The organism is Allobosea sp. NPDC055332 (genome assembly GCF_053645455.1).
Genome location: NZ_JBSHMO010000002.1, coordinates 694,316 through 717,844 on the forward strand (window position 1 = coordinate 694,316; position 23,529 = coordinate 717,844).

Below are 23,529 nucleotides of genomic sequence, written 5' to 3' on the forward strand. Positions count from 1 at the left end.
TGCCATGGCCACCGACTACTCGAAATACGCCAAGCTCAGCCCGTTCGAGCTCAAGGACGAGCTGATCAAGCTGGCCTCCGGCAAGGCGAATCGGCTGATGCTCAATGCCGGCCGGGGCAATCCCAATTTCCTGGCCACCCTGCCCCGCCGCGCCTTCTTCCGCCTCGGCCTCTTCGCCGTGGCCGAGGCCGAGCTGTCCTATTCCTATATGGAGAACGGCGTCGGCGGGCTGCCGAAGATCGAGGGCATCGAAGGACGGTTCGAGCGCTTCACCGCCGAGCACCGCGACCAGCCGGGCGTCGTCTTCCTCGGCCGGGCCCTGAGCTATGTCCGCGACCAGCTCGGTCTGCCCCCTTCCGACTTCCTGCACGAGATGGTCGAGGGCATCCTCGGCAGCAACTACCCCGTGCCGCCTCGGATGCTCAGGATCAGCGAGGAGATCGTCAAGCAGTACATCGTCAAGGAGATGATCGGCGGCTTCCTGCCGGCCGGCAGCATCGACCTCTTCGCCACCGAGGGCGGCACGGCGGCGATGGCCTATATCTTCAACACGCTGAAGCAGAACGGCCTGTTGAAGCGCGGCGACAAAGTCGCGATCGGCCTGCCGGTGTTCACGCCCTATATCGAGATCCCCGAGCTCGACGAATACGGACTCGTCGAAGTCGCGATCAACGCCGATCCGGCGCGCGGCTGGCAATTCCCAGACGAGGAGCTCGACAAGCTCAAGGATCCGGCGGTCAAGATCTTCTTCTGCGTCAACCCAAGCAACCCACCCTCGGTCAAGATGGACGACCGCAGCCTCGACCGCGTCGCCGCGATCGTCAGGGAGCACCGGCCGGACCTGTTCATCCTGACCGACGACGTCTATGGCACCTTCGCCGACGAGTTCCGCTCGCTGTTCGCGACCTGCCCGCAGAACACCATGCTGGTCTACTCGTTCTCGAAGTATTTCGGGGCGACCGGCTGGCGCCTCGGCGTGATCGCCACGCACAAGCAGAACGTCTTCGACAGCGCGCTCGACGCCCTGCCCGAAAAGGCCAAGAAGAGCCTCGACCACCGCTATGGCTCGCTCCTGCCGGATGTGCGGTCGCTGCGCTTCATCGACCGGATCGTCGCCGACAGCCGGGCGGTGGCGCTCAACCACACCGCCGGCCTTTCGACCCCGCAGCAGATCCAGATGGTGCTGTTCTCGCTGTTCGCGCTGATGGACGAGAGCGACAGCTACAAGGCCGAGCTGAAGAAGCTGATCCGTCGGCGTGAAGCTGCGCTCTACCGCGAGCTCGGCATCGAGCAGGATACGGACCCGAACGCCGTCGACTACTACACCCTGCTCGATCTCGAGGAGATCGCGCGCAAGCTCTATGGCGACGACTTCGCCAAATGGGTCCTCGACCGTTCGGCCGCCGGCGACTTCCTGTTCCGCATCGCCGACGAAACCGGGATCGTGCTGCTGCCGGGGCGCGGCTTCGGCACCAAGCAACCAGCAGGCCGCGCCTCGCTCGCCAACCTCAACGAGTACGAATACGCCAATATCGGCCGGGCGCTGCGCAGCATGGCCGACCAATTCTACACCCAATACAAGAAGAAGGGCCGCAAGTGAGGCGCTCCGCAGCGTCTCGCCTACGCCCCGCCCGACGACCATGGAGAACGCCGATGATCCCGCGGATCACCGCCGGCGCGCTCGCCGCCGCGGCCATCATCGTCTTGTCTGCAAGCCTGCCGGCCGGGCCCGCGGCTGCCTGCAACCGGATGGATGGCTGCATCCATGATTCCCAGCTCGAGAATTACGGCATGATGCATGACGGCCGCATGGATACCGCCATGCGCAGCGGCGCGGCGAACGTCGATGCGTTCCGCGAGATGGGTACGGCGGCCCGGCAGCAAGAGCAGCCCGGGCGCGAGCCGAGGAAGCGGCCGGCCACCCTCAGTGGCCGCTGAACACCAGCGTCTGGATTGGCAGCACGAGCGCCTGGATCCGCAGCAGAATCGCGTGCACCAGCCCGACCGCGTCCACCGCATGCAGGGCGATCCGGCGCAGCGTGCCGGTGTCCTTGGCGGCGATGATGTCGTGGTTGTTGCTGTAGGCGTTGGCGATGCAGCTTGAGCCCGGCGTCACGCCGTCGAGCCCGCCCGGATAGAGCGGCTCCATATAGGTCAGGATCGTTCCAGGCCGTACCACCTGCTGAGCGTCGATCAACTGGTCGCCACTGCGGACCTGGCCAGCGGCAATGAAGTCCTGCACGCCGGTCACGACCATCGGGATCACCGTCCAGGGCTTCGAGATGCAGGTGACCTCGGCAACCATCCCGACCTTGATGACCTGCGCCTCGATCTGGCCGAAGCCGGCCTGAAGCCGGCCACGGCCCGCCTCCTCCGGGATGATCACGCCAGCCGGACGCATGAACGGGTTGACGATGTCACCGGGGCGCAGCGTGAACTGCTCGACATGTCCGTTGAAGCCGGCCCGCACCACGGTCTTGCTCAGCTCGACCTCGGCCTGCGCCAGCGCGGCCTCGGCGCTGGCGCGCTCGGCCGGAAGCAGGGTCGAGATCTTCGTCTGGGCCGCCACCTGCGACGCCCCCGTCGCTGCAAGCGCCGCCTCGCGCCCCGCGGTGAGGTTCTCGAGCTTCTCGATTTCGCGGGTCGCGACGATGTCGTCGTTGCGCCGCCTCAATTCGCGCTTGGTCTGCAGTTCGTCGATTGCTTGCTGCAGCGAGCTCTTGGCTTCCTGGATCTTGCCGTCGAAGGTCAGGATATCGGCCTTCGCGACCACCAGTTCGGCCTCGACCTCCGCGAGCTTGCGTCGCGCCGTCTCGACCGCCGCCCGCTGGCTGGTGCTGTCGAGCGTGAAGATCGGCGCGCCCTGCGCCACCTTGCCACTCGTGCCGACATGCACCTGCGCGACCCGGCCGTTCGTCTCCGATATGATCGGGACGCTGCGGAAGAACACCGTGGCGCTGGTCGTCGAGGGGTGGTTGTAGAAGATCACCGTGATCAGCCCGACCGTCAGCATCACGCAGGTGACGATGCCCCAGCGCAATTCGAACCAGACCGAATAGAGTGTGATCTCCTTGCCCAGCCGTTTGCCCTGGCCGTAGCGGCGGTAGATGTAATCGGGGAAGATGGTGAAGAGCGCGCAGACAAGAAGCTCGAGCATCGCCTTCTCCCGTCAATGCTGGCCGGCCGGCGCAGCGGCCACGACCGGCGGAGTCGACGACCCGCCCTCCGGCGGGGCGATGCCATGCTCCACGTCGGACGCCGCGTCGCCGCCGCGGCCGGGCGCGATGCCGGCGATCTTCTCGAGCGAGCCGGCCATGCGGCTGAACATGCCCGTGAAGTCGGGAACGTCGATCAGAGCGAGCAGCAGGCCGATCACCCAGAACATATGCACATGCGTGAACAAGGCGAGCAGCCCGAGCACCGCGACGATCTCGAATTGCAGCTTGTGAGACTTGTGCGCCATGCGCTCCGGCAAGGTGTGCAGGCGCAGGAAGAGCAGGCCGACACCGAGCACGGCCGCGAGCAGAATGATCGCCGCAGCCACCATCAGGTAATCCGTGCCGCCCGGATCGGTGATGAACGACGGCAGATGATGCGGCGCCGCCGGGTGAGCCTGGTCCGCCATATCCATCCCCCGGAGCGATCGACGACCTAAGGTCAAGTGACGGGCAAAAGCGCGCCGAAGTCAATCAGCCCCAACGGGCAATGCGTATCGTCTTGACAGGCCGGCGGCGCTCGCTTCCGCTGCCTGCAAGAAGCCGGCGAGGAAACGCCATCCATGCTCACCCTGCGCCAGATCGAGGTGATCCGGGCGATCATGATCACCGGCACGATCGCCGGTGCCGCGAAGCTGCTCAACGTCTCGGCGCCCGGCATCAGCCGGCTGATGAAGCACACCGAGCGGACGCTCCGGCTCAAGCTGTTCGAGCGCAAGCACGGCCGCTACGTGCCGACGCCGGAAGCCAAGGACATCTTCGAGCAGATCAACGGCGTCTATCGCAAGGTCGACGACCTGCACTCGATGCTGGCGCGGATCGAGCGCGGCGGCGATGTCGAGTTCAAGCTCGGCTCGGTGCCGAGCATCTGCCATGTCATGGTGCCGCGCGCGATCGAGCGCCTACGGCGCAAGCATCCCGACCTGCGCATCGACATCAACATCCTGAAGATCGAGGAGGCGCTCGACTACCTCCTGCTCGGCAAGGGCGAGATCGTGGCGATGAGCTACAAGCTCGATCACCCGGGCCTGGATTTCATGCCGCTCGCCATGGGCGAACTGCTCTGCATCGTCCCGCAAGGCCACGCGCTCGCCGGCCGCAGCAGCATCTCCGCCCGCGAGATCGTCCAGCATCAGCTCATCGGCATCGATCCGAACGACCCGTATGGGCGGATCATGAGCGAGATCTTCGAGCACCAGCGACTGCGTTACGACATGGCGATCAAGGCGCGTTTCGGCACCACGGTCTGCTCGCTGGTCAGGGCCGGGCTCGGCATCGCGATCATCGATCAGTTCACCGTCGCGCACGACTCGATGCAGGGCATCGTCACCATCCCGATCGAGGAGCCGACCCGCTTCCAGACCTATGTCGCGATGAAGAACGACAAGGCGCCCTCGCTCTATGCCGAGACCTTTGTCAGGCTGCTGCGCGAGGAAATGAATGCGGTCGTCGGATCACGGCTTGCCGTCTCCTCCGGAAAGATAACATCAGGTTAGGCATTCACGACAAATTGGTTATCGCGTTAGCGGTTCAAATCGGTTTATGTCGAAGCCACCGATGAAGCCTGCCGAGACGGGCGCCGAAGGGAATGGAATGTCGACCATCGTCACCGCCAGGAAGAGCAAGCGGGTGCTGCTCGGGCTGATCGGCTCGCCGATCGCGCATTCGGCGACGCCGGCTGCGCAGGAGGCTGCGGCACGGGCGGCCGGCATCGAGGCGCATTATCATCTGATCGAGGTCGCAGGCGCCGAGCGCGACGACCTTGTCGCGATGCTCGACGGCGTGCGCCGGCTCGGCTTCTCCGGCATCAACGTCACCTTCCCCTACAAGGAAGCGGTCGTGCCGCTGCTCGACGGGCTGTCCGAGCAGGCCGCTGCGATGGGCGCGGTCAACACCGTCGTCGTCGACCATGGCAGGCTGATAGGCCACAATACCGACGCCTCGGGCTTCGCCACCGCCTATCGCCGGCTCGGCCGCCAGGATGGCGACAAGCCGGTCGCGATCATCGGCGCGGGCGGTGTCGGCAAGGCGATCGCCTTCGCACTCGCCGGCAGCGGCGTCAGCCGGCTCAGGCTCTACGACACCGACCAAAACAAGGCCGAGGCGCTCGCTGCAGCTCTTGGCACGCGTGCGGAGACCGTTCTCGCTGACAGCGCCGAAGCCGCCGCCGAGGGTGCCGCCGGCATCGTCAACGGCACGCCGATCGGGATGTTGCCGAACCGCGGAATCCCGATCGACACTGGCGCGATCCAGGCGTCGCAATGGGTCGCGGACGCGGTCTATCACCCGCTCTGGACACCGTTGCTGAAAGCGGCGCAGAAGGCCGGCGCAACGGTGATGACCGGGCGAGAGCTCGCCATCCACCAGGGCGTCGACGCCTTCCGGCTGTTCACCGGGCTGGACGCCTCGGAAGCAGTGATCGGCGCGGCCTTCGACGCGGTGATCGCGGCGCGCGAGAAAGCCGATCGCGCCGCCTGAGCAAGACGACCCGGACAGCACCGGGCGGGGATCAAGAAACGTGAAGGACGAGTGGAGGAAACGAGCATGAAGAAGCACTGGATCATCGCCGCCGCGCTCGGCATGGCCGTCAGCCTGCCGGCCCTGGCGCAGGACAAGGTCAAGCTGGTCGACGTCGTCGAGCTCTCGGGCGCGGGCGCGACCGCCGGCACCAACTGGAAGAACGGCATCGACCTCGCCGTCGCCGACATCAACGCCAAGGGCGGCATTCTCGGCAAGCAGATCGAGATCGTCCACTACGACACGCAGACCAATCCGGGTAACACCCGCGCCGCGGTCCAGCGCGCCATCGACGAGGGCACCTATGCCGTGCTTGGCCCGGTTTTCTCCGGCCCGATCGGCGCCTCCATGCAGATCGCCCAGCGCGCCGAGATCGCCCAGCTCGTCGGCGGCGAGGCGGCAGGCCTGACCAAGCAAGGCAACCAGTACCTGTTCCGCACCTCGCTCAGCCAGAGCGCGGCGATGCCGAAGATCGCGAAATATCTGAAGGACACGGTCAAGGCCGGCTCGGTCGCCGTGGTCTGGGTCAACAACGACTTCGGCAAGGGCGGCCGCGACGCGATCATCCCGGAGCTCGAGAAGGCCGGCATCAAGCTCGCCACCGACGTCGCAACCGAGCAGGGCCAGGCCGATTTCGCCGCCGACGCGATCAAGGTCAAGAACTCGAATGCCGACGCGATCTTCGTCTATCTGAACGAGGAGGAGAGCGCCCGCTTCCTGCGCGCCGCCAAGCAGCAGGGCATCACCAAGCCGATGGTCGGCGAGACCACCCTGCTCGGCGCCAAGGTGATCGAGCTCGCGGGCGATGCCGCCAATGGCGTCAAGGGCCATGTCGGCCTGTCGATCGACGCGCCGATCCCGGCCTTCCAGGAGTTCGGCAAGAAGTTCCAGGCCAAGTACAATTACGCCTCCGACCATAACGGCCTGAAGGGCTACATGGCCGTCTACATGGTCAAATGGGCGACCGAGAAGCAGAAGAAGTTCGACAAGAAGGGCGTCGCCGACACGTTGCGCGGCGCGACGATCAAGACCGCAGAAGAGCCGGGCATCCTGATCGAGACCACGATCGAGAAGAACGGCGACCTCGACCGCGAGAGCTTCCTCGCCGAGGTCAAGGACGGCAAGCAGGTGATCACGGCGACGCTGCCGAAGATCAACCCGTAACAGGCGCGTCATTCTCGGGTGGCGCGGCGCGCGGCCCGAGAATCTCACTATCCAGAGATGGTCGGGGCAAGCCCGACCATGACGCTCACGGCATCGAGCGAGAGCAAAGCCATGGCCGAATTCCTCGCCTATCTCATCGCCGGCATCGCCACGGGCGCGATCTACGCCCTGGCCGCGATCGGCTTCACTTTGGTCTGGCAGACCTCGCAGACGATCAACTTCGCCCAGGGCGAGTTCGTCATGCTGCCGGCGGTGCTGGTGCTGCTGGCGATCAAGCTCTTCGGCGCGCCGATCTGGCTGGGAGCCCTGATCGGCATCGCCGCCTTCATCCTGATCTTCGGCGTCGGCTTCAAGCTGACGATCGTCGATCCGATGATCCGGCATGGCGTCCTGCCGCTCGCCATCGCCACCATGGCGCTGTCGATCATCATGAAGGAAGGCGCCAAGGACGGCTTCTCGGCCGAGGCGCAGAAATTCCCCTCCTTCGTGCCGACCGAGACGATCTCGGTGTTCGGCGCGGCGATCTCGCTGCAGCATGTCGCGATCATCGCGGTCGCCTTCGCCGTGATCGGCCTGCTGCAATGGTTCGTCGGTGGCACCCGCCTCGGCCGCCAGATGCAGGCGACGGCGCAGAATCCGACGGTGGCGCGCATCCTCGGCATCCCGGTCGAGCGCATGGTGCTGCTCACCTTCGTCATCAACGCGGCGCTCGCCGTCGTCGCCTCGGTGCTGATCTCGCCGATCTACCTGGCGAAGTTCTCCAATGGCGAGGTCATCGGCCTGTTCGCCTTCATCGCGGCGATCGTCGGCGGCTTCAACCAGGTTCGCGGCGCCCTGGTCGGCGGGCTGATCGTCGGCATCGTCGACAGCCTGGCGGCGGCCTACATCTCGACCTCCTACCGGCTCGCCGTGCCGCTCGTGCTCCTGGTCGTCGTCATCCTCGTCAAGCCGGAAGGCCTGATGGGCCGCAAAGAGGAGCGCCGGGTATGACCGCGCCCGCAACTCACAGTGCCGCCCCGGCGGCGCGCCGCCTGCCCCTGCCCGGCTTCGTCGACGGCACGCTGCTGACGCTGGTCGCCGCCGCGGTCATCCTCTGGTTCGTCCCTTCCAGCATGGGCCGCTACGGCACCTATGTGCTCTCGCTCTGGCTGGTGATGAGCGTCGCGGTGATGGGGCTCAACCTGACGCTCGGCTATGCCGGCCTGAAGTCGCTGGCGCAGGCCGCCTTCATGGGCATCGGCGCCTATGCGACCGCGCTGCTGACCAGCAAGGTCGGGCTGAACTGGTACGCCTCCTTCGCGATCTCGGGTCTGCTCACCTTCGCAGTCGGGCTGGTGCTCGGCTTCCCGGCACTGCGGGTCAAGGCGCACTACCTCGCCTTCGTGACGCTGGCCTTCTCGACGCTGATCTGGCTCGTGCTGCGCAATGAGCAATGGCTGACCGGCGGCGTCTTCGGCCTCTCCAACATCCCGCGCCCGAGCTTCTTCGGGCTGAAGCTCGACGGCGCGCTGGCCTTCCACCGCTTCGTCGTCGTCGTCACCTTCCTGCTTGCCGTCGTGCTCTGGTGGATGATCCGCTCGCCCTGGGGCCGGGCCTTCACGGCGCTGCGCGAGAACCCGATCCGTGCCGCCAGCCTCGGCATCGACACCCGCATGTACACGCTGCTCGCCTTCGCGATCGGCTCGGCCTATGCGGGCTTCGCCGGGGCGCTCTATGCGCCGCTGGTCGAGTTCATCGACCCCTCGCCCTTCTCGCTGTCGCAGAGCTTCTTCCTGCTGCTGATGGTGGTCGCGGGCGGCGCCGGCTACCTGCTCGGCCCGTTCATCGGGGCGCTGCTCGGCGTGGTGCTGCCGGAATGGCTGCGCTTTGCCGGCTCGCTCTACCTGATCATCTTCGCGGCGATCGTCATGCTGCTGCTGATCGCCTGCCCGCAGGGCATGAGCGGCCTGCTCGAACGTGGCTGGGCGAAGCTTACCGGCAAAGGTGCTGCAAAGAAGGAGGGCGCGCGGTGAACCAGGTCCTCGAAGTCTCGAACCTCCACAAGGCCTTCGGCGGCATCAAGGCGGTGAACGGCGTCTCCTTCAAGGTCAATGAAGGCGAGATCCTCGGCATCATCGGCCCCAATGGTTGCGGCAAGTCGACCCTGTTCAACTGCATCCTCGGCCAGCTCGAGCCGACCGAGGGCGCGGTCAAGCTCGACGGTCGCGACGTCACCAATATGCGCCCCTCCGAGCTCAACAAGCTCGGCGTCAGCCGCACCTTCCAGCTGCTGCAGGTCTTCCCCGAGCTCTCGGTGCGCGAGAACCTGATCCTCGCCGGCCAGGAGCACGAGGGCACGATGCTCTCGCGCTTCTTCGGGCCGCGCGATGCCGGGCTTTCGGCCAAGGCCGAGCAGATGATCGGCTTCTTCAAGCTCGGCCATCTCGCCGACGCCAAGGCCGGTGGGCTCTCCTATGGCCAGCAGAAGCTGCTCGACGCCGCCATGGCCTTCATGGCGGGACCGCGCCTCGTCCTGCTCGATGAGCCGGCCGGCGGCGTGAATCTCACTATGCTCGGCGACCTCAAGGAGCGCCTGCGCGCCATCAACGCCGAGCAGGGCGCGACCTTCGTGGTGATCGAGCACAACATGGATTTCGTCATGTCGCTGTGCTCGCGCGTCATCGTGCTGGCCGAGGGCAAGGTCCTGGCAGAGGGCACGCCGGCCGAAGTCCGCGCCAATCCGGCGGTCATCGAAGCTTATCTCGGGCATTGAGGAGCAATCCCATGACCACTCCCATCCTCGAACTCGACGGCGTAGTCGGCGGCTACGGCGCCATGACCATCCTCAACGGCACGACGTTCAAGGTGCCGCGCGCCGCCATCACCACGGTGATCGGCCCGAACGGTGCCGGCAAGTCGACCGTGTTCAAGGCGATCTTCGGCCTGCTCAAGGTGCGCGAGGGCCATATCCGGCTGGAAGGCCAGGAGATCACCAACTGGAACCAGCGCAAGCTGCTCGAAGCCGGCATCTGCTATGTGCCGCAGGGCCGCAACATCTTCCCGGAGCTGTCGGTGCGCCACAATATCGAGCTCGGCGCGGTCGCCGCCGGCAGCCAGATCACCGACATGCCCAAACGGATCGAGGCTGCGCTCGATCGCTTCCCGTCACTGCGGGCCAAGGCCGACGTCCAGGCCTCGACCCTCTCCGGCGGCCAGCAGAAACAGCTCGAGATCGTGCGCGGGCTCCTGCTCGATCCCAAGCTGGTGCTGATCGACGAGCCCTCGATCGGCCTCTCGCCGATGCTGGTGCAGGAAACCTTCGACATCCTGAAGGAGCTGCGCGCCAAGGGCGTCACCATCCTGATGGTCGAGCAGAACGCCCGCTCGGCGCTGGAGATTTCCGACGAGGGCCTGGTGCTGGAGCTCGGCCGAACCCGCATGCAGGGTCCGGCCGCAGACATCCTCGCCGATCCGCGCGTCGGCCAGCTCTTCCTCGGCGGGGCGATGACGGAAGCGGCCTGAGCCCATGAACCCGACCTCGATCGCCACCGTCTCGCTCTCCGGCGATCTCGCCGACAAGCTCCGCGCCATTGCCGCGGCCGGCTTCGACGGGGTCGAGGTCTTCGAGAACGACTTCCTGACCTTCGACGGCAATCCGCGCGATGTCGGCAGGATGATCACCGATCTCGGCCTGGCCATCGTCGCCTTCCAGCCCTTCCGCGATTTCGAGGGCATGCCGGAGCCGCTGCGCGGGCGCACCTTCGAGCGGGCGCGGCGCAAGTTCGAGCTGATGAATGAGCTCGGCGCCAAGCTGATGCTGATCTGCTCGAACGTCTCGCCGCAATCGCTGGGTGGGATCGACCGTGCCGCCCATGACCTCGCCGAGCTCGGCGACCTCGCCAGCAAGCACGATGTGCGCGTCGGCTTCGAAGCCCTCGCTTGGGGCCGCCACGTCAACGACTATCGCGACGCCTGGGAGATCGTGCGCCGGGCCAATCATGACCGCATCGGCCTGATCCTCGATTCCTTCCATACGCTGGCGCGGCGCTCGCCGCTGGAGCCGATCGCCTCGATTCCCGGCGACCGGATCGAGCTGGTCCAGCTCGCCGACGCGCCGCTTCTCGACATGGACGTGCTGAGCTGGAGCCGGCATTTCCGCAACTTCCCCGGCCAGGGCGACCTGCCCGTCGCCGACTTTCTCCGGGCAGTCGAGGCGACCGGCTATTCCGGCCCGCTCTCGCTCGAGATCTTCAACGACCAGTTCCGCGCCGGCTCGGCCAAGCGCGTCGCGGTCGATGGCCTGCGCTCGCTGATCCAGCTCGCCGACCAGACGACCCGCCTGAGCGATCCCGCCAAGGCCGAGATACCGGCCCGCGCGCCACTGCTCGGCGTCGAGTTCATCGAGTTCGCGCTCGATGAAGAGCCTGCGCAGGCGCTGACCAGCCTGTTCGCGGCGCTCGGCTTCCACAGAAGCGGCGAACATCGCAGCAAGTCGGTGACGCGCTGGAGCCAGGGTGGCATCAACCTGATCGTCAACACCGAGAAGGACGGCTTTGCCCAGTCGCATGCGATCATGCACGGGCCCGGCGTCTGCGCACTGGCGCTGCGCGTCGCCGATGTCGGAGCGACGATGGCCCGTGCCCGGGCGCTCAAGGACACGACCTTCGATCAGCCGGTCGGACCGGGCGAGATGGAGATCCCGGCGATCCGCGGCGTCGGCGGCAGCCTGATCTACTTCACCGAGCCGCGCCATGACGGCGCCCAGAGCTGGCATGACGATTTCATCGCCAGCGGCGCCGGCGACAGCGCCCCTGTCCTGCTCACCGCGGTCGACCACATCTCGCAGTCGATGGACTATGACGAGATGCTGTCCTGGCTCTTGTTCTACACCTCGCTCTTCGCGCTCGACCGCGTGCCGCAGCTCGCCATCGCCGACCCGGCCGGGCTGGTGCAGAGCCGGCCGCTGGTCAATATCGACGGCTCAGTCCGGATGATCCTCAACGGTTCGCAGGCGACCCGAACCCTCTCGTCCCGCTTCGTCTCCGAGCATTTCGGCTCCGGCGTGCAGCACATCGCCTTCACCTCGCCCGACATCTTCGCGGCCGTGACGGCGATGCGGGCAGCCGGGCTCGATTTCCTCGATATCCCCGAGAACTATTACGACGATCTCGAAGCCCGCTACGGGCTGGAGCCGGCCTTCCTCGACCGGCTGCGCGAGCACCACATCCTCTACGACCGCGACGGCGAGGCCGAGTTCCTGCAGGTCTACACCCACGTCTTCGCCCAGCGCTTCTTCTTCGAGATCGTCGAGCGGCGTGGCGGCTATGCCGGCTTCGGCGCGGTCAATGCGCCGGTCAGGCTCGCGGCGCAGGCGCGCGAGGCGCGGCCCGTGACGGTGCCGCGCCCGCTGCACGAGGATTAGCGCCCCCGCACGCTCTGGCGGAACACCGTTGTCCGACAATGATTGTGGCCATGCGTGCCTGGGGCCGCACCCAGGCACGCATGGCCCGCCGCACAAGCTGAACCTGGGGGAGGACCGGTTCAGCCGCGCAGCATCTGCATCGCAGCGGGATAGTAGCGGAAGCCGTCGCCGGCCTTGGCGAGGTTGCCGAAGCCCGGCCAGGCGAAGTGATAGGACATCACCGGCGTCTTCTGCTCGGCCAGCATGGTGAGCAGCTTCACCCGCGACTGCACCGACATCTTCGGGTCCCAGTCATAGGCGAACTCGATCCGCGGGTTCTCGGTCAGCAGCACGGGGTGGTGGGTGAGATCGCCGAGGAAGACGAAGGACTTCCCGCCCGAGGAAACGTTGAAGATGGTGTGGCCGGGGCTGTGGCCCGGCGCCGAGATGGCGGTGATGCCCGGCAGGAACTCCTGCCCGTCCTTGAAGAAGACGATGCGCTCGCGCACGGGCCGCAGATTGGCCCGGGCATGGTCACCGAAGGCCTTGAACGGCGTGCCGAGCCTGGCGTCGTCGAGCCAGTAATCATGGTCGACCTGGCTGATATAGATCTGCGCATTCGGGAAGTTCGGCTTGCCCTCGGCCGAGCAGATGCCGCCGGTATGGTCGATATGGGCGTGGCTGCAGACGATCGCGTCGATCGCGGCCGGGTCGATGCCGGCTTCCTGCATGCTCTTCAGTAGCCGTCCGGTCGTCGGGCCGAAGGCCTTGGAGAAGCCCATGCCGGTATCGAACATCACCAGCCGATCACCGAAATTGACGATCGGAATGTTCTGCTCGAGCACGACATTGTCCTTGGCCAGGAAGTTGGCCTCGAGCAGCCCGTAGACCTGCTCCTTGGGCAGGCCGAGGAAGCTGGAGCCGGGATCGCCGAGCGGCAACGGCCCGTCGGACACCACCGTGACCTCGGCCTGGCCGAGCGGGAAGCGGTAGTAATAGGGCACCTGGCTGTTCGCGAGCGGAGCCTTGGCAAAGGCTCCGCCAGGCAAGGCCGCACCGGCGGCGAGCGCGGCCGCGCCGGACAGGAAACTGCGGCGATCGAGGGAGGGAGTGAGCAGCTTCGACATGGCGTTCCTCCAGGTGAAAGGGGAGCGGCGTCGGGCGCCGTCTTCTTCGCCGGGCGGCCTTGGTGTCGCGACAGGCCTTGCCGGAAGGGAACCATGCACGCCTGCGGAGTGGACGGCCAATAAGGCTTCGCTCTAGTCTGCATAAGCGAAAGCTGCCGCCCGGCGCGGCGGCAAAACAGAACCATGGGGGATCAGGCGGCGATGGATCTGCGCCAGTTGCGCTATTTCACAGCCATCGTCGAACAGGGCTCGTTCTCCAAGGCAGCAGTCAAGCTTCGGGTGGCGCAGCCGGCGCTGAGCCAGCATCTGCGCCATATGGAGGACGAGCTCGGCGTCGCCCTGCTGCACCGCGGCACGCGCGGGGTGCAGCCGACCGAGGCCGGCGAGCGCCTGCTCGCCAAGGCCCGCATCATCCTCGCCGAATTCGCCGAACTGCGCGACAGCGTGCGCGGCGAGCAGGCGGCGCCGGCCGGCGAGGTCCGCATCGGCCTGCCCGGCACAGTCAGCGAGCAGTTCAGCGTGCCATTGATCGAGGCGACGCAGGAGCACTTTCCGGATGTCCGCATCCGCGTCGCCGAGGCGATGAGTGGCTTCGTGCTCGACTGGCTGCGCAAGGGTGAAGTCGACCTCGCGGTGATCTACTCGACCTCGGACCCGAAGGGCCTCGGCATCCACCATGTCCTGACCGAGGAGCTCTGCCTGTTCGGCATCCCGGCTCTGACGGCGCTGAAGAAGCCGGCCGGCCAGGCGGTGACGCTGACGGAAGCCGCCGGACTCGACCTGATCCTGCCCGGGCCGGGCCATGGCCTGCGCGACCAGATCGACGAGGCAGCAGCGGGCATCAACGCCACGGTCCATGCCGCGGTCGAGATCGAATCCTACACACAGATCAAGCGTCTGGCCGAGCGCGGCCTCGGCTACAGCATCCTGCCGCGCATGGCTGTGCGGGCGCAGGAGAAGGCCGGCATCTTCCAGACCTGGCCGCTGGAAGAGCCGTCGCTCTATCGCAAGGTCTATCTCGCCTATTCGACCGAGCGGCCGATGACGGCCGCCGCCCGCGCCATCGGCCAGCTCTCCTGGGAGATCTTGCGCGGCCTTGTCGCCGACGAGCGCTGGACCGCGACGCTCGGCGACGAGACCGATCCGCCCGCCTTATACGGCTGATCGGGATTTCGTCTTTGACAGGCGGCGCGGCGGGCCGAACACTCGCGCGCAAATCAGCTCACGAGGACACGCCTTGAAGACCCGCGCCGCCGTGCTGCACGCCAGCCCCGTCACCGCGCCTTATGCGCAGTCGAAGCCGCTCCGGATCGAGGAGGTCGAGCTCGCCCCGCCGGCGATGGGCGAGGTGCTGGTCAGGGTTCGCGCCGCGGGCCTTTGCCATTCCGACCTCTCGGTGATCGACGGCAACCGGCCGCGCCCGGTGCCGATGGTGCTCGGCCATGAGGCGGCCGGCGAGGTCGAGGAGGTCGGCCCCGGCGTCACCGACCTCAAGAAGGGCGACCGCGTCATCATGGTCTTCGTGCCCTCCTGCGGCCATTGCGCGCCCTGCAGCGAGGGGCGCCCTGCCTTGTGCGAGCCCGGCAATGCTGCCAACGGCGTCGGCGAGCTGATGGCGGGCGGGCGCCGGCTCTCGCAGAACGGCAAGCCGGTGAACCATCATGTCGGCGTCTCCGCCTTCGCCGAGCATACGGTGATGTCGCGCCACTCCCTCGTGAAGATCGAGGCCGATATCCCGCATGAGATCGCAGCTCTGTTCGGCTGCGCCGTGCTGACCGGTGTCGGTGCCGCCGTGAACACCGCCAAGGTCCGCGCCGGCGAAACGGCGGCGGTGGTCGGGCTCGGCGGCGTCGGCCTCTCCGCTTTGCTCGGTGCCGTCGCCTGCGGCGCCTCGCGCGTCATCGCCGTCGACCTCTCGGACGAGAAGCTCCGGATCGCCCGCGAGCTCGGCGCGACCGACACCTTCAACGCCGGTGCCCCCGATGTGGTCGAGGCGATCCGCGCCGTGACCAAGGGCGGCGTCGACCACGGGCTGGAAATGGCGGGCTCGGTGAAGGCGCTGGAGCTCGCCTACCAGATCACTAGGCGCGGTGGCACGACGACGACGGCTGGCCTCGCCAACCCCGCCCACACCATGTCGCTGGCGCCGGTCCGGCTCGTCGGCGAGGAGCGGACGCTGAAGGGCTCCTACGTCGGCTCCTGCATCCCGGTGCGCGACATTCCCCGCTTCATCGACCTCTATTTGCGCGGCCGCATGCCGGTCGACAAGCTCTGGACCAGCTCGAGCCCGCTCGAAGGCATCAATGAGGGCTTCGACGCGCTGCACGAAGGCCGGACGATCCGGCACATCATCCAGATGTGAGCCCAGGCCGCTTCAACCGGAGCCAAGCGCAGCCTCCAACGAGCGTTCACGCGGCCTCTCGACCGACCGTGACGGCGAAGCAGTGATGCTGCGGGCCTGCTCGAGCGCCTCGTCGAGCGAGAAGACTGACCGCCGGCGCGTCGCGGGGGCTTGCGGGAAGTCCGTGCGACAGTGCGCTCCGACGCTGTCTTCGCGTCGCAGCGCCGCGATCGCCATTATCAGACCCACGGCGGCCGGGTCGGCTGCGGGCGACGAACTGATCACAAGGGGCAGGAGTTGGCGTACGCCTTCTTCGAGTCCCGCCCGATCGCGCAGGACACCGAGCGCCTCGCCCAGAATGGCGCGCACCGGCGCAGCATCCGCAGCCGGCAACAACGGCACGGCCGGCTCGTTCGCGCGGCGCTCCGCTCCTGCCGGCACCCCGCTGAGACTTTGCGCAACCCAGGCGGCGCAAACGACGGCTTCGGTCAGCGAATTGCTGGCGAGCCGGTTGGCGCCGTGCAGCCCGGTGCAGGCGGCCTCGCCGCAGGCCCAGAGCCCGGCCACGGTGGAACGCCCCTCGTCGTCCACGGCAATGCCGCCCATGTGGTAGTGCGCCGCCGGCCGGACCGGGATCGGCTGCGTCGCCGGGTCGATGTCTACCGCGCGACAAGCGGCGGCGATCGTCGGAAAGCGCCGCGGGAAGCTAGCGCCGAGTGCGGAGCGCGCATCCAGGAAGACGCGATGGCCGGCCTGCAGATGCGCCCAGACCCGCCGCGCGACGACGTCCCGTGGGGCAAGCTCAGCACCGGGCGCGTCCGCCATGAAGCGCGCGCCGGTCTCGTCGACAAGCGTCGCGCCCTCGCCGCGCACCGCCTCGCTGACCAGCGGCATCGGCCGCGCCGCGCCATCGAGGACGGTCGGGTGAAACTGGATGAACTCCATGTCGGCCAGCAGCGCACCTGCCCGCGCCGCCAGCGCCAGCCCCTGCCCGCAGGATGTCAGCGGGTTTGAACTGTGCGGAAAGAGGCCGCCGACCCCGCCGGTGGCGATGACCACGCGGTTGCTCTCGAATACGACCGCGCTGCCGACGCCATCGCGAGCGAGCAGGCCGGCCACCGCGCCATCGGCGAGCAACAATGACTGCGCCGTGACGCCTTCGAGGATCGCGATCGACGGTGTCCGCCGCACCGCCTCGACGAGCGCCCGGATCAGCTCGCGGCCGGTGCCGTCGCCGGCGGCATGAACGATGCGGCGGCGGCCATGCGCAGCTTCCAGCCCCAGCCACAACGCGCCGTCTGGTGCATGATCGAACATGGCGCCATGCCGCATCAACGTCTTGATCGCGGCGGGAGCAGCCCTCGTCACCCGCGCGGCAATGTCGGGATCGCAGAGCCCGTCGCCCGCGGCGAGCGTATCGGCGAGATGCAGCTCCGGACTGTCGTCCGCGCCAAGGCTCGCCGCGAGACCGCCTTGCGCCCAGCCGCTTGATGACTGCGTTCCAAGGCTGGCCGAGGACAGCAGCAGGACTGGCTCAGGCGCCAGATGCAGCGCGGTCATCAACCCGGCCAGGCCGGCGCCGATGATGACCGGCGTGCCGTTCAGGCGGCGGATATCAGGCTTCATACCGCCAGCATGCGCTCGACAGCCCGTCGCGCGCCTTCCGCCGTCGCCGGATCGAGCGTCACCGCATGGCGCATCTCCTCCAGCGCCCGCCGGATGTTCGGCAGCGTGATCCGCTTCATGTGCGGGCAGAGATTGCAGGGGCGGATGAAGTCGACATCGGGATGCAGGACCGCGACATTGTCGCTCATCGAGCATTCCGTCATCAGGACGACGCGGGCCGGCTTGTTGGCCGTGACATAGTCCGCCATCGCCGCGGTCGAGCCGGCAAAATCGGAGACGGCGACCACATCCGGCGGACATTCCGGATGCGCCAGAACGACGACCCCCGGATGAGCCTCGCGCAACTCAGCGATGTCGCCGGGCGTGAAGCGCTCGTGCACCTCGCAATGGCCCTTCCAGGCGATGATCTCGACCCTGGTCTCGGCTGCGACATTGCGGGCGAGATACTCGTCCGGCAGCATGATCACGCGCTCGCAGCCGAGGGATTCGACCACCGCCCTGGCATTGCCCGAGGTGCAGCAGATGTCGGACTCCGCCTTCACCGCTGCCGAGGTGTTGACATAGGTGACGATCGGCACGCCCGGATAGCGCGCCCGCATCAGCCGCACATCCGCTGCCGTTATCGAATCCGCCAGCGAGCAACCGGCTTCCAGATCCGGGATCAGCACGGTCTTGTCCGGATTGAGCAGCTTGGCGGTCTCGGCCATGAAGTGGACGCCGGCCAGCACGATCACATCGGCATCGACCGTCATCGCCTTGCGCGCCAGAGCGAGGCTGTCGCCGACGATATCTGCGACGCAATGGAAGATCTCCGGCGTCTGGTAATTGTGCGCCAGGATGACCGCGTTGTGCTTACGCTTGAGTTCCAGAATCGCGTCGACATCCCCGGCGAAGACCGGCCATTCGGCGGCGGGGATCACCCGGCGCACGCGTTCATAGAGGTCCTCGGTTCGTGCCCGAGCGGCGGCAATTGCGATCATATCTCTTATACTCCATATGAGCATAAATCGAGCATATGCTTACCCTGAGTATAAGGTCTGTCAAGACCTGGTCAGCGGCAACTTCGTCCCGGCGGCCGCCCGCTCGGCCAGGACGGCATGACGGAAGCGGAAGAGCTTCGCCGGCCGCCCACCGGTGTCGGAGGTGGTGACGCCGGTCTCCTCGACCAGCTCCTGCTGTTCGATCAGCCTGCGGAAATTCTGCTTGTGGACGAGGCGGCCGGCCAGGGCTTCGACGGCGCGCTGGAGCTGAAGCAGCGTGAAGGCGGGCTGCATCAGCTCGAAGACGACCGGGCGATATTTGATCTTGGCCCGCAGCCGGGCAATCCCCGTCGCCAGGATGCGGCGATGGTCGCCAGTCATCGCTTTGCCCGGAATGCGCGCCGCGTCGGACTGCACGCCCGACTCTCCCGCGCGCTCCGGAACCAGGGCCGCCTCGTAGAGCAGCTCGTAGCGCTGCAGGACGAGTTCCTCGTTCCAACCCTCGCCATCGAGACCGAACACGGATGCGCAGCGACGCCAACGCGCCTCGGACAGGGCCGTGGTAGCGCCGGCCTTTGCCCAATCGCGCAAACGCGGCGCGAGATGCTCCGCGATGATGGCCGGCGGGCCGTCGCGATGGTCCTCCCAGGGGAAATAGTCGTACCAGCTGCGCCAGCCGACCTCGCCCCGCGTCTCGCGCGTCAGGCCGAGATAGCTGATCGAGATCACACGCTGCGACGAGCCCGCCGCACTCCGGTCCCGGTCCGCGAAGGTATAGAGCTGCTCGACATAGCCGAGAGGGTGATGCGTCTGCTCCTCGACCCAGATGCGCAACCCGGTCTGCAGTGAGCGATGCGCGTCCTCGAACGGCCCGGACGGCAAGGCGTCGCCATTCTGGACGGTCAGGGCCGATGGCGAGCCGTTCACGACCGCGACGAGAACGGCGATCAGATCGACCGCGATGGCGCCAGCGAGGCTGGCCGTCGTCGTTTCAGGCACCCGATTCCCCTGTCTCGGGAGCCCTTATGCCATTGCCGTGGCGTGCGCGCACGCCTGCTCCTGCGGGGGGCGAGGTGGTGCTATCGATGGCCCTGGGGCGCCGGGCTTGTCTGCGGTCCGCGGCGGGAAGCGAAGATCGCCGCAAGGGCCGCCACGAGCATCAGCGCCACCGCGAGCCAGGCCAGCGCCGCAAAGCCGGCATGGGCATAGACCGGCCCGAAGCCCGTCGTCCCGACGAATAATGCGAGATAGGTCACGCCGCTGTTGAGGCCCATGATCGCGCCGCGGCGACCGGGATCGAGCGCTGCCAGCCGGAGGATCAGCACGTTCAGCGCCGCGTGATTGGCCATGCCCCAGCAGAAGACGACGGCGAGCATCGCCGGGTAGGACGCAGCAGCTGCCGACATCACCAGATAGACGCCGCCGACCACCGTGAAGAACAGCGGCAGCAGGCGAGCCGGGCCGAGGCGGTCGATCCAGCGGTCGAGAAAGGCCGTCGCGCCGAAGCCGAGGCCGTAGCACAGGGCAAGCAGGCCACCGGCGCTGACCGGCAGGCCGAGCCCGCGGTGAAGATGATCGCCGACATAAGCGTAGACGCCATAGAACGAGGCCATGAAGGCGGCGCAGGCGAGCAGCAGCGGCGCGATGCCGGGAACCCGTAACGCCGAAAGCGGCGACGGCGCGGCGCGGCCGGTCGCGCTGCCGCCGGCGGTCAACTTCGTCGTCCCGGCCATGGCGGCGAGACCGGCCACCACGACGATGCCATAGACCATGCGCCAGCCCAGGAAATCGGCGATCACCGCCGAGAGCGAGACGCCGGCGACCATGCTGAGCGTCCAGCCGAACAGGACGATGCCGAGCGTGTCGCTCTCGCGGCCGGCAGGCGCCGCCAGCGCGGCGAGCGTATAGATCGATGGCAGTGCGAGGCCGGCCGCGATCCCAGCCAGCAATTGCGCGCCGACGAAAGCCGGCAAGACGGGAGCCGCCCCGCTCGCTGCGAGCGCGGCGAGGAAAGCGAGCAACGCATAGCGCAGGACCCGTCCCGCGCCGAAGCGGTCGATCAGCCCGGCGAGCAGCAGAGCGCTCGCCGCCGTGCCGATGCCGAAGGCGGCCGAAGCCGTCATCACCGCCGGCACGCTGCTGGCGAAGCTCTTCGCCACGCTGGGCGCAATCGGCCCGAGCGCCAGCGAATTCGCGCCGACCAGTCCGATGCACAGGCACAGCGCATAGGCCGCGGCGGGGATCCGGGGCGTGCCGGTGGCGGTTTGATTTTCATTCGTCATTTTGACAGAATGACCGAATGAAATTCTGGTTCAATTGGAGACCGGCGAATGCTTGAAAAAACAGATAGCGTTCGGCGCAGCCGCGGGTCCGAGCGCGACCTCGATGCGATGGACCGAAAGCTGTTAGGCGTCCTGGTGGAGGATGCGACGATCAGCTACGCCGATCTCGGCGAACGCGTCGGCCTGTCGCCGCCAGCGGCGCATGAGCGGGTCAAGCGGCTGCGGCGCTGCGGCGCGATCAAACGGGTCGCGGCGCTGATCGAGCCGGAAGCGACGGGCAAGACGCTGCTCGCCTTCGTCCATGTCGACACCACCGGCTGGGGCAAGACGACGACGCTGCTGGCGATCGAGGCCCATCCCGAGGTCGAGGAGATCCATTCGGTCGCCGGCGACACCTGCATGATGCTGAAGGTGCGCACGCAGAGCACGCATGCGCTCGAAGGCCTGCTGGCGAAGATCTACGACGTTCCGGGCGTCACGGCGACGCGCAGCTATGTCGTGCTCTCGACCTATCTGGAACGGCCGGTCCAGCCGGGCATCACCAGCGAATGGCCAGGGCGGGTGAAGGATCCCCGTCAGCCGGCCGGAGCCGGCGCGGCCTGAGCCTCAACCGAACATCGCAGAGGTCCCTGCCGGCTTTGCAGCGAACGGCGCCTTGAGGTGGTGCAGCCGCAGCGGCTGGTGCAGGACATAGCCGCCCTTCTCGTGCTCCGACAGCGCCTCGAAGCGGGCGATCAGCTTGCCTTGCGCCGCCTGGGCCCGCTCCTCGCGCGACGGGTCGATCGCCACGGCGCGAGCCATGAAGGCAGCGGCATCGGGAAAAGCCTCGATCCGGTCGTACTCGATCTGCCTGATCTCGCTGACGATGCCGCGGCGCCTCGCCCTGACAATCGCATCCTGTGCCGCCTGCCGGACCTCGGTCTCGTCCTCGATCAGCCGCAGCGTGTCGAAGAACGAGCCTTCCGACAGCGATTCCACGACGATCACGCTGCCACCCTTGCCGACAACGCGAGCGGCCTCCTCCAGCGCCAGCAGCATGTCTGGCACCGGAACATGGTGCAGGCTGTTGAGGAAGAGCGCGGCATGCATGCTGCCATCGCCCCAGGGCAGGAGCTGGGCACAGCCCTGCTTCAGCGCGGCCTTCGGCACGAGCGCCTGCGCGATCTCCAGCATGACCTCGTCCGGATCGAGCCCAGCGACGCTGGCGCCACGTTCAGCCAGCGCCTGCAGCAGGTTGCCGCGGCCACAGCCGATGTCGAGGATGCGCCGGCCCTGCAGCGGCGCAAGCAACTTCTCCAGGATATCGACGGTATCGCCAGCCGGCCGCATGCCCATGACAAATGAATGCTTGCGCCCGCGATCGGGCGCAAGACCTGTTCTCGCACGATCCCAAGCTACTCCTTACGGGTAAACAACCTGGCCGCGATCTACTCGTTCCACTTCACCCGTGCTTGTGCACGATCGTCTTGGCCACGGCGAACTCCTCCAGCGCCATGAAACCCTTCTCGCGGCCATGGCCGCTCTTGCCGGTGCCGCCGAAGGGCAGTTCGATGCCGCCGCCAGCGCCATAGCCATTGATGAAGACCTGCCCGGCGCGGACCCGCTTGGCGACGCGCTGCTGGCGCCCGCCATTACTCGTCCAGACGCCGGCGACGAGGCCATAGGGCGTTGAGTTGGCGAGCTTCACCGCATCCTCCTCGTCCTCGAAGGAGAAGGCGGCGAGGACGGGCCCGAAGACCTCTTCCTGCTCCAGCCGGTTGCCGCGCGGCACCTGGCCGAACAGTGTCGGCGTCACATAGAAGCCGCCATTGGGCACGCCCTGGGCGATCGCACCCTCGGCCAGCACCGGGATGCCCTGCTCGCGCGCCTGGTCGACGAAGCTCTGCACCCGGCCGCGCTGCTTGGCGTTGATCACCGGGCCGCAATCGAGGTCCATCTCGGGCGTGCCGGCGCGCAGCTTGGCGAACTGCTTGGCAACGGCGCCGACGAAGTCGTCATAGATGGTCTTCTGCACCAGCACGCGGCTGCCGGCCGAGCAGGTCTGCCCGGTGTTCTGGACGATCGCCTTGCAGACGATCGGCACGGCGGCGTCGAAATCGGCGTCGTCGAAGACGATCTGGGGCGACTTGCCGCCGAGCTCGAGCGTGCAGGTGATGAAGTTGTCGGCGCAGGCCTTCTGGATGATCTGGCCGACCTGCGGCGAGCCGGTGAAGGAGATGAAGCCGACGCCGGGATTGCGGCAGAGCGCCTCGCCGGCCTCGTGGCCGCGGCCGGTGACGATGTTGATCGCGCCATCCGGGAAACCGACTTCCGTAGCGAGCTCGGCGAGCCGCAATGCCGTCTGGCAGGCATCCTCAGCCGGCTTCAGCACCACGGCATTGCCCATGGCGAGCGAGGCGGTCAGCGAGCGGCCGAACATCTGCGCCGGGTAGTTCCAGGGCAGGATATGGCCGGTGACGCCATAGGGCTCGTGCACGACGTTGACGCTGTAGCCGTTGAGGAACGGGATGATGTGGCCGTGCACCTTGTCGGCGGCGCCGCCATAGAACTCGAAATAGCGCACCGTCGCCTCGATATCGGCGCGCGCCTGCGCCATCGGCTTGCCGGTGTCCTGCGCCTCGATCCGCGCCAGCTCGTCGAAATGGTCCTGGACCTTGAGCGCGAGCCTGGAGATCAGCCGGCCGCGCTCAGCCGCGGTCAGCTTGCCCCAGGCGCCCTCATAGGCGGTGCGGGCCGCGCGTACCGCATCGTCGATGTCCTCGGCCGTGCCGCAGGCGATGCGGGTGAACTCCTCGCCGGTCGCCGGCGCGAGCACCGCCATGGTCTCGCCGGTGCGGCCGGCGACATGCCGGCCGTTGATGAAATGCTGGGTCATGATGGTCTCCGTCTACGGCGAT

The 23,529-nt window shown here is 67.3% G+C and carries 22 protein-coding genes; 13 read left to right on the plus strand and 9 right to left on the minus strand.

Features of this window, described 5'->3' with window-relative positions:
* The first annotated feature begins 4 nt into the window (after positions 1-4).
* Positions 5-1,600, plus strand: coding sequence for a bifunctional aspartate transaminase/aspartate 4-decarboxylase (locus tag ACWIGM_RS11915; protein WP_454026145.1), 1,596 nt, complete (start codon positions 5-7; stop codon positions 1,598-1,600).
* A gap of 53 nt (positions 1,601-1,653) precedes the next feature.
* Positions 1,654-1,938, plus strand: coding sequence for a hypothetical protein (locus ACWIGM_RS11920; protein WP_454026146.1), 285 nt, complete (start codon positions 1,654-1,656; stop codon positions 1,936-1,938).
* Here ACWIGM_RS11920 and ACWIGM_RS11925 read toward each other — a convergent pair.
* Both ACWIGM_RS11925 and ACWIGM_RS11930 read right to left on the minus strand, forming a co-directional pair.
* Positions 1,925-3,157: an HlyD family secretion protein gene (locus ACWIGM_RS11925; protein WP_454026147.1), complete on the minus strand. Its 1,233-nt coding sequence runs from the start codon at positions 3,155-3,157 to the stop codon at positions 1,925-1,927. The genes ACWIGM_RS11920 and ACWIGM_RS11925 overlap by 14 nt on opposite strands.
* Before the next feature lie 12 nt (positions 3,158-3,169).
* Entirely contained in the window at positions 3,170-3,625 is a 456-nt protein-coding gene (locus tag ACWIGM_RS11930) for a hypothetical protein (RefSeq protein ID WP_454026148.1), read from the minus strand.
* A 153-nt stretch (positions 3,626-3,778) separates the two neighbouring features.
* Between ACWIGM_RS11930 and ACWIGM_RS11935 the strand changes: the two genes are divergently transcribed.
* From ACWIGM_RS11935 to ACWIGM_RS11970, 8 genes are all read left to right on the plus strand, one after another.
* A complete protein-coding gene (locus tag ACWIGM_RS11935; RefSeq protein WP_454026149.1) occupies positions 3,779-4,711 on the plus strand; it encodes a LysR family transcriptional regulator in 933 nt (310 codons plus the stop codon).
* A gap of 97 nt (positions 4,712-4,808) precedes the next feature.
* On the plus strand, positions 4,809-5,693 hold the full coding sequence (locus ACWIGM_RS11940) for a shikimate dehydrogenase (protein WP_454026150.1): 885 nt from the start codon (positions 4,809-4,811) through the stop codon (positions 5,691-5,693).
* 66 nt (positions 5,694-5,759) lie between these two features.
* The gene (locus ACWIGM_RS11945; RefSeq protein WP_454026151.1) at positions 5,760-6,896 is read left to right on the plus strand and encodes an ABC transporter substrate-binding protein; all 1,137 of its coding nucleotides are present in this window, start codon (positions 5,760-5,762) and stop codon (positions 6,894-6,896) included.
* Positions 6,897-7,007: 111 nt separating this feature from the next.
* Positions 7,008-7,886, plus strand: a complete 879-nt coding sequence (locus ACWIGM_RS11950; protein WP_454026983.1) for a branched-chain amino acid ABC transporter permease — start codon at positions 7,008-7,010, stop codon at positions 7,884-7,886.
* Entirely contained in the window at positions 7,883-8,908 is a 1,026-nt protein-coding gene (locus ACWIGM_RS11955; protein WP_454026152.1) for a branched-chain amino acid ABC transporter permease, read from the plus strand. The genes ACWIGM_RS11950 and ACWIGM_RS11955 overlap by 4 nt, the downstream gene beginning before the upstream one ends.
* The gene (locus ACWIGM_RS11960) at positions 8,905-9,648 is read left to right on the plus strand and encodes an ABC transporter ATP-binding protein (protein WP_377011714.1); all 744 of its coding nucleotides are present in this window, start codon (positions 8,905-8,907) and stop codon (positions 9,646-9,648) included. Before ACWIGM_RS11955 ends, ACWIGM_RS11960 begins: the two co-directional genes overlap by 4 nt.
* An 11-nt stretch (positions 9,649-9,659) precedes the next feature.
* Positions 9,660-10,397 carry an ABC transporter ATP-binding protein gene (locus tag ACWIGM_RS11965; protein WP_454026153.1) on the plus strand — a complete coding sequence of 246 codons (738 nt, stop codon included), beginning with the start codon at positions 9,660-9,662 and terminating at the stop codon, positions 10,395-10,397.
* Between the two features lie 4 nt (positions 10,398-10,401).
* Entirely contained in the window at positions 10,402-12,297 is a 1,896-nt protein-coding gene (locus ACWIGM_RS11970; RefSeq protein ID WP_454026154.1) for a bifunctional sugar phosphate isomerase/epimerase/4-hydroxyphenylpyruvate dioxygenase family protein, read from the plus strand.
* Between the two features lie 119 nt (positions 12,298-12,416).
* On the opposite strand, the gene ACWIGM_RS11975 is transcribed toward ACWIGM_RS11970, so the two are convergent.
* Entirely contained in the window at positions 12,417-13,403 is a 987-nt protein-coding gene (locus ACWIGM_RS11975) for an MBL fold metallo-hydrolase (protein WP_454026155.1), read from the minus strand.
* A gap of 201 nt (positions 13,404-13,604) precedes the next feature.
* On the opposite strand from ACWIGM_RS11975, the gene ACWIGM_RS11980 reads away from it, so the two are divergent.
* A complete protein-coding gene (locus tag ACWIGM_RS11980) occupies positions 13,605-14,567 on the plus strand; it encodes a LysR family transcriptional regulator (RefSeq protein WP_454026156.1) in 963 nt (320 codons plus the stop codon).
* Between the two features lie 73 nt (positions 14,568-14,640).
* On the plus strand, positions 14,641-15,765 hold the full coding sequence (locus tag ACWIGM_RS11985) for a zinc-dependent alcohol dehydrogenase family protein (protein WP_454026157.1): 1,125 nt from the start codon (positions 14,641-14,643) through the stop codon (positions 15,763-15,765).
* Positions 15,766-15,777: 12 nt separating this feature from the next.
* Here ACWIGM_RS11985 and ACWIGM_RS11990 read toward each other — a convergent pair whose 3' ends face one another.
* From ACWIGM_RS11990 to ACWIGM_RS12005, 4 genes are all read right to left on the minus strand, one after another.
* Complete coding sequence (locus ACWIGM_RS11990; protein ID WP_454026158.1) at positions 15,778-17,370, minus strand: L-aspartate oxidase; 1,593 nt, start codon at positions 17,368-17,370, stop codon at positions 15,778-15,780.
* Entirely contained in the window at positions 17,367-18,350 is a 984-nt protein-coding gene (gene nadA / locus ACWIGM_RS11995) for a quinolinate synthase NadA (protein WP_454026159.1), read from the minus strand. Before nadA ends, ACWIGM_RS11990 begins: the two co-directional genes overlap by 4 nt.
* A 60-nt stretch (positions 18,351-18,410) precedes the next feature.
* Complete coding sequence (locus ACWIGM_RS12000) at positions 18,411-19,349, minus strand: NUDIX hydrolase (protein WP_454026160.1); 939 nt, start codon at positions 19,347-19,349, stop codon at positions 18,411-18,413.
* 80 nt (positions 19,350-19,429) lie between these two features.
* A complete protein-coding gene (locus ACWIGM_RS12005) occupies positions 19,430-20,632 on the minus strand; it encodes an MFS transporter (protein WP_454026161.1) in 1,203 nt (400 codons plus the stop codon).
* 48 nt (positions 20,633-20,680) lie between these two features.
* Here ACWIGM_RS12005 and ACWIGM_RS12010 point away from each other — a divergent pair, with 48 nt between their 5' ends.
* Positions 20,681-21,235: an Lrp/AsnC family transcriptional regulator gene (locus tag ACWIGM_RS12010; RefSeq protein WP_454026162.1), complete on the plus strand. Its 555-nt coding sequence runs from the start codon at positions 20,681-20,683 to the stop codon at positions 21,233-21,235.
* A gap of 3 nt (positions 21,236-21,238) precedes the next feature.
* Here the strand turns inward: ACWIGM_RS12010 and ACWIGM_RS12015 are convergent, their stop codons facing one another.
* Positions 21,239-21,967 carry a class I SAM-dependent methyltransferase gene (locus tag ACWIGM_RS12015; protein ID WP_454026163.1) on the minus strand — a complete coding sequence of 243 codons (729 nt, stop codon included), beginning with the start codon at positions 21,965-21,967 and terminating at the stop codon, positions 21,239-21,241.
* A gap of 106 nt (positions 21,968-22,073) precedes the next feature.
* Positions 22,074-23,507 carry an aldehyde dehydrogenase family protein gene (locus ACWIGM_RS12020; protein WP_454026164.1) on the minus strand — a complete coding sequence of 478 codons (1,434 nt, stop codon included), beginning with the start codon at positions 23,505-23,507 and terminating at the stop codon, positions 22,074-22,076.
* Positions 23,508-23,529 lie beyond the last annotated feature (22 nt).

What these genes read in the sequence shown, in the direction of transcription:
- ACWIGM_RS11935 (WP_454026149.1), top strand. Translation starts at nt 3,779, where the DNA reads ATGCTCACCCTGCGCCAGATCGAGGTGATCCGGGCGATCATGATCACC.
- ACWIGM_RS11965 (WP_454026153.1), top strand. Translation starts at nt 9,660, where the DNA reads ATGACCACTCCCATCCTCGAACTCGACGGCGTAGTCGGCGGCTACGGC.
- ACWIGM_RS12010 (WP_454026162.1), top strand. Translation starts at nt 20,681, where the DNA reads ATGCTTGAAAAAACAGATAGCGTTCGGCGCAGCCGCGGGTCCGAGCGC.
- ACWIGM_RS11920 (WP_454026146.1), top strand. Translation starts at nt 1,654, where the DNA reads ATGATCCCGCGGATCACCGCCGGCGCGCTCGCCGCCGCGGCCATCATC.
- ACWIGM_RS11950 (WP_454026983.1), top strand. Translation starts at nt 7,008, where the DNA reads ATGGCCGAATTCCTCGCCTATCTCATCGCCGGCATCGCCACGGGCGCG.
- ACWIGM_RS12005 (WP_454026161.1), bottom strand. Translation starts at nt 20,632, where the DNA reads ATGACGAATGAAAATCAAACCGCCACCGGCACGCCCCGGATCCCCGCC.
- ACWIGM_RS11925 (WP_454026147.1), bottom strand. Translation starts at nt 3,157, where the DNA reads ATGCTCGAGCTTCTTGTCTGCGCGCTCTTCACCATCTTCCCCGATTAC.
- ACWIGM_RS11945 (WP_454026151.1), top strand. Translation starts at nt 5,760, where the DNA reads ATGAAGAAGCACTGGATCATCGCCGCCGCGCTCGGCATGGCCGTCAGC.
- ACWIGM_RS11930 (WP_454026148.1), bottom strand. Translation starts at nt 3,625, where the DNA reads ATGGCGGACCAGGCTCACCCGGCGGCGCCGCATCATCTGCCGTCGTTC.
- ACWIGM_RS11970 (WP_454026154.1), top strand. Translation starts at nt 10,402, where the DNA reads ATGAACCCGACCTCGATCGCCACCGTCTCGCTCTCCGGCGATCTCGCC.
- ACWIGM_RS11940 (WP_454026150.1), top strand. Translation starts at nt 4,809, where the DNA reads ATGTCGACCATCGTCACCGCCAGGAAGAGCAAGCGGGTGCTGCTCGGG.
- ACWIGM_RS11975 (WP_454026155.1), bottom strand. Translation starts at nt 13,403, where the DNA reads ATGTCGAAGCTGCTCACTCCCTCCCTCGATCGCCGCAGTTTCCTGTCC.
- ACWIGM_RS12015 (WP_454026163.1), bottom strand. Translation starts at nt 21,967, where the DNA reads ATGGGCATGCGGCCGGCTGGCGATACCGTCGATATCCTGGAGAAGTTG.
- ACWIGM_RS11915 (WP_454026145.1), top strand. Translation starts at nt 5, where the DNA reads ATGGCCACCGACTACTCGAAATACGCCAAGCTCAGCCCGTTCGAGCTC.
- nadA (WP_454026159.1), bottom strand. Translation starts at nt 18,350, where the DNA reads ATGATCGCAATTGCCGCCGCTCGGGCACGAACCGAGGACCTCTATGAA.
- ACWIGM_RS12020 (WP_454026164.1), bottom strand. Translation starts at nt 23,507, where the DNA reads ATGACCCAGCATTTCATCAACGGCCGGCATGTCGCCGGCCGCACCGGC.
- ACWIGM_RS11990 (WP_454026158.1), bottom strand. Translation starts at nt 17,370, where the DNA reads ATGAAGCCTGATATCCGCCGCCTGAACGGCACGCCGGTCATCATCGGC.
- ACWIGM_RS11980 (WP_454026156.1), top strand. Translation starts at nt 13,605, where the DNA reads ATGGATCTGCGCCAGTTGCGCTATTTCACAGCCATCGTCGAACAGGGC.
- ACWIGM_RS11955 (WP_454026152.1), top strand. Translation starts at nt 7,883, where the DNA reads ATGACCGCGCCCGCAACTCACAGTGCCGCCCCGGCGGCGCGCCGCCTG.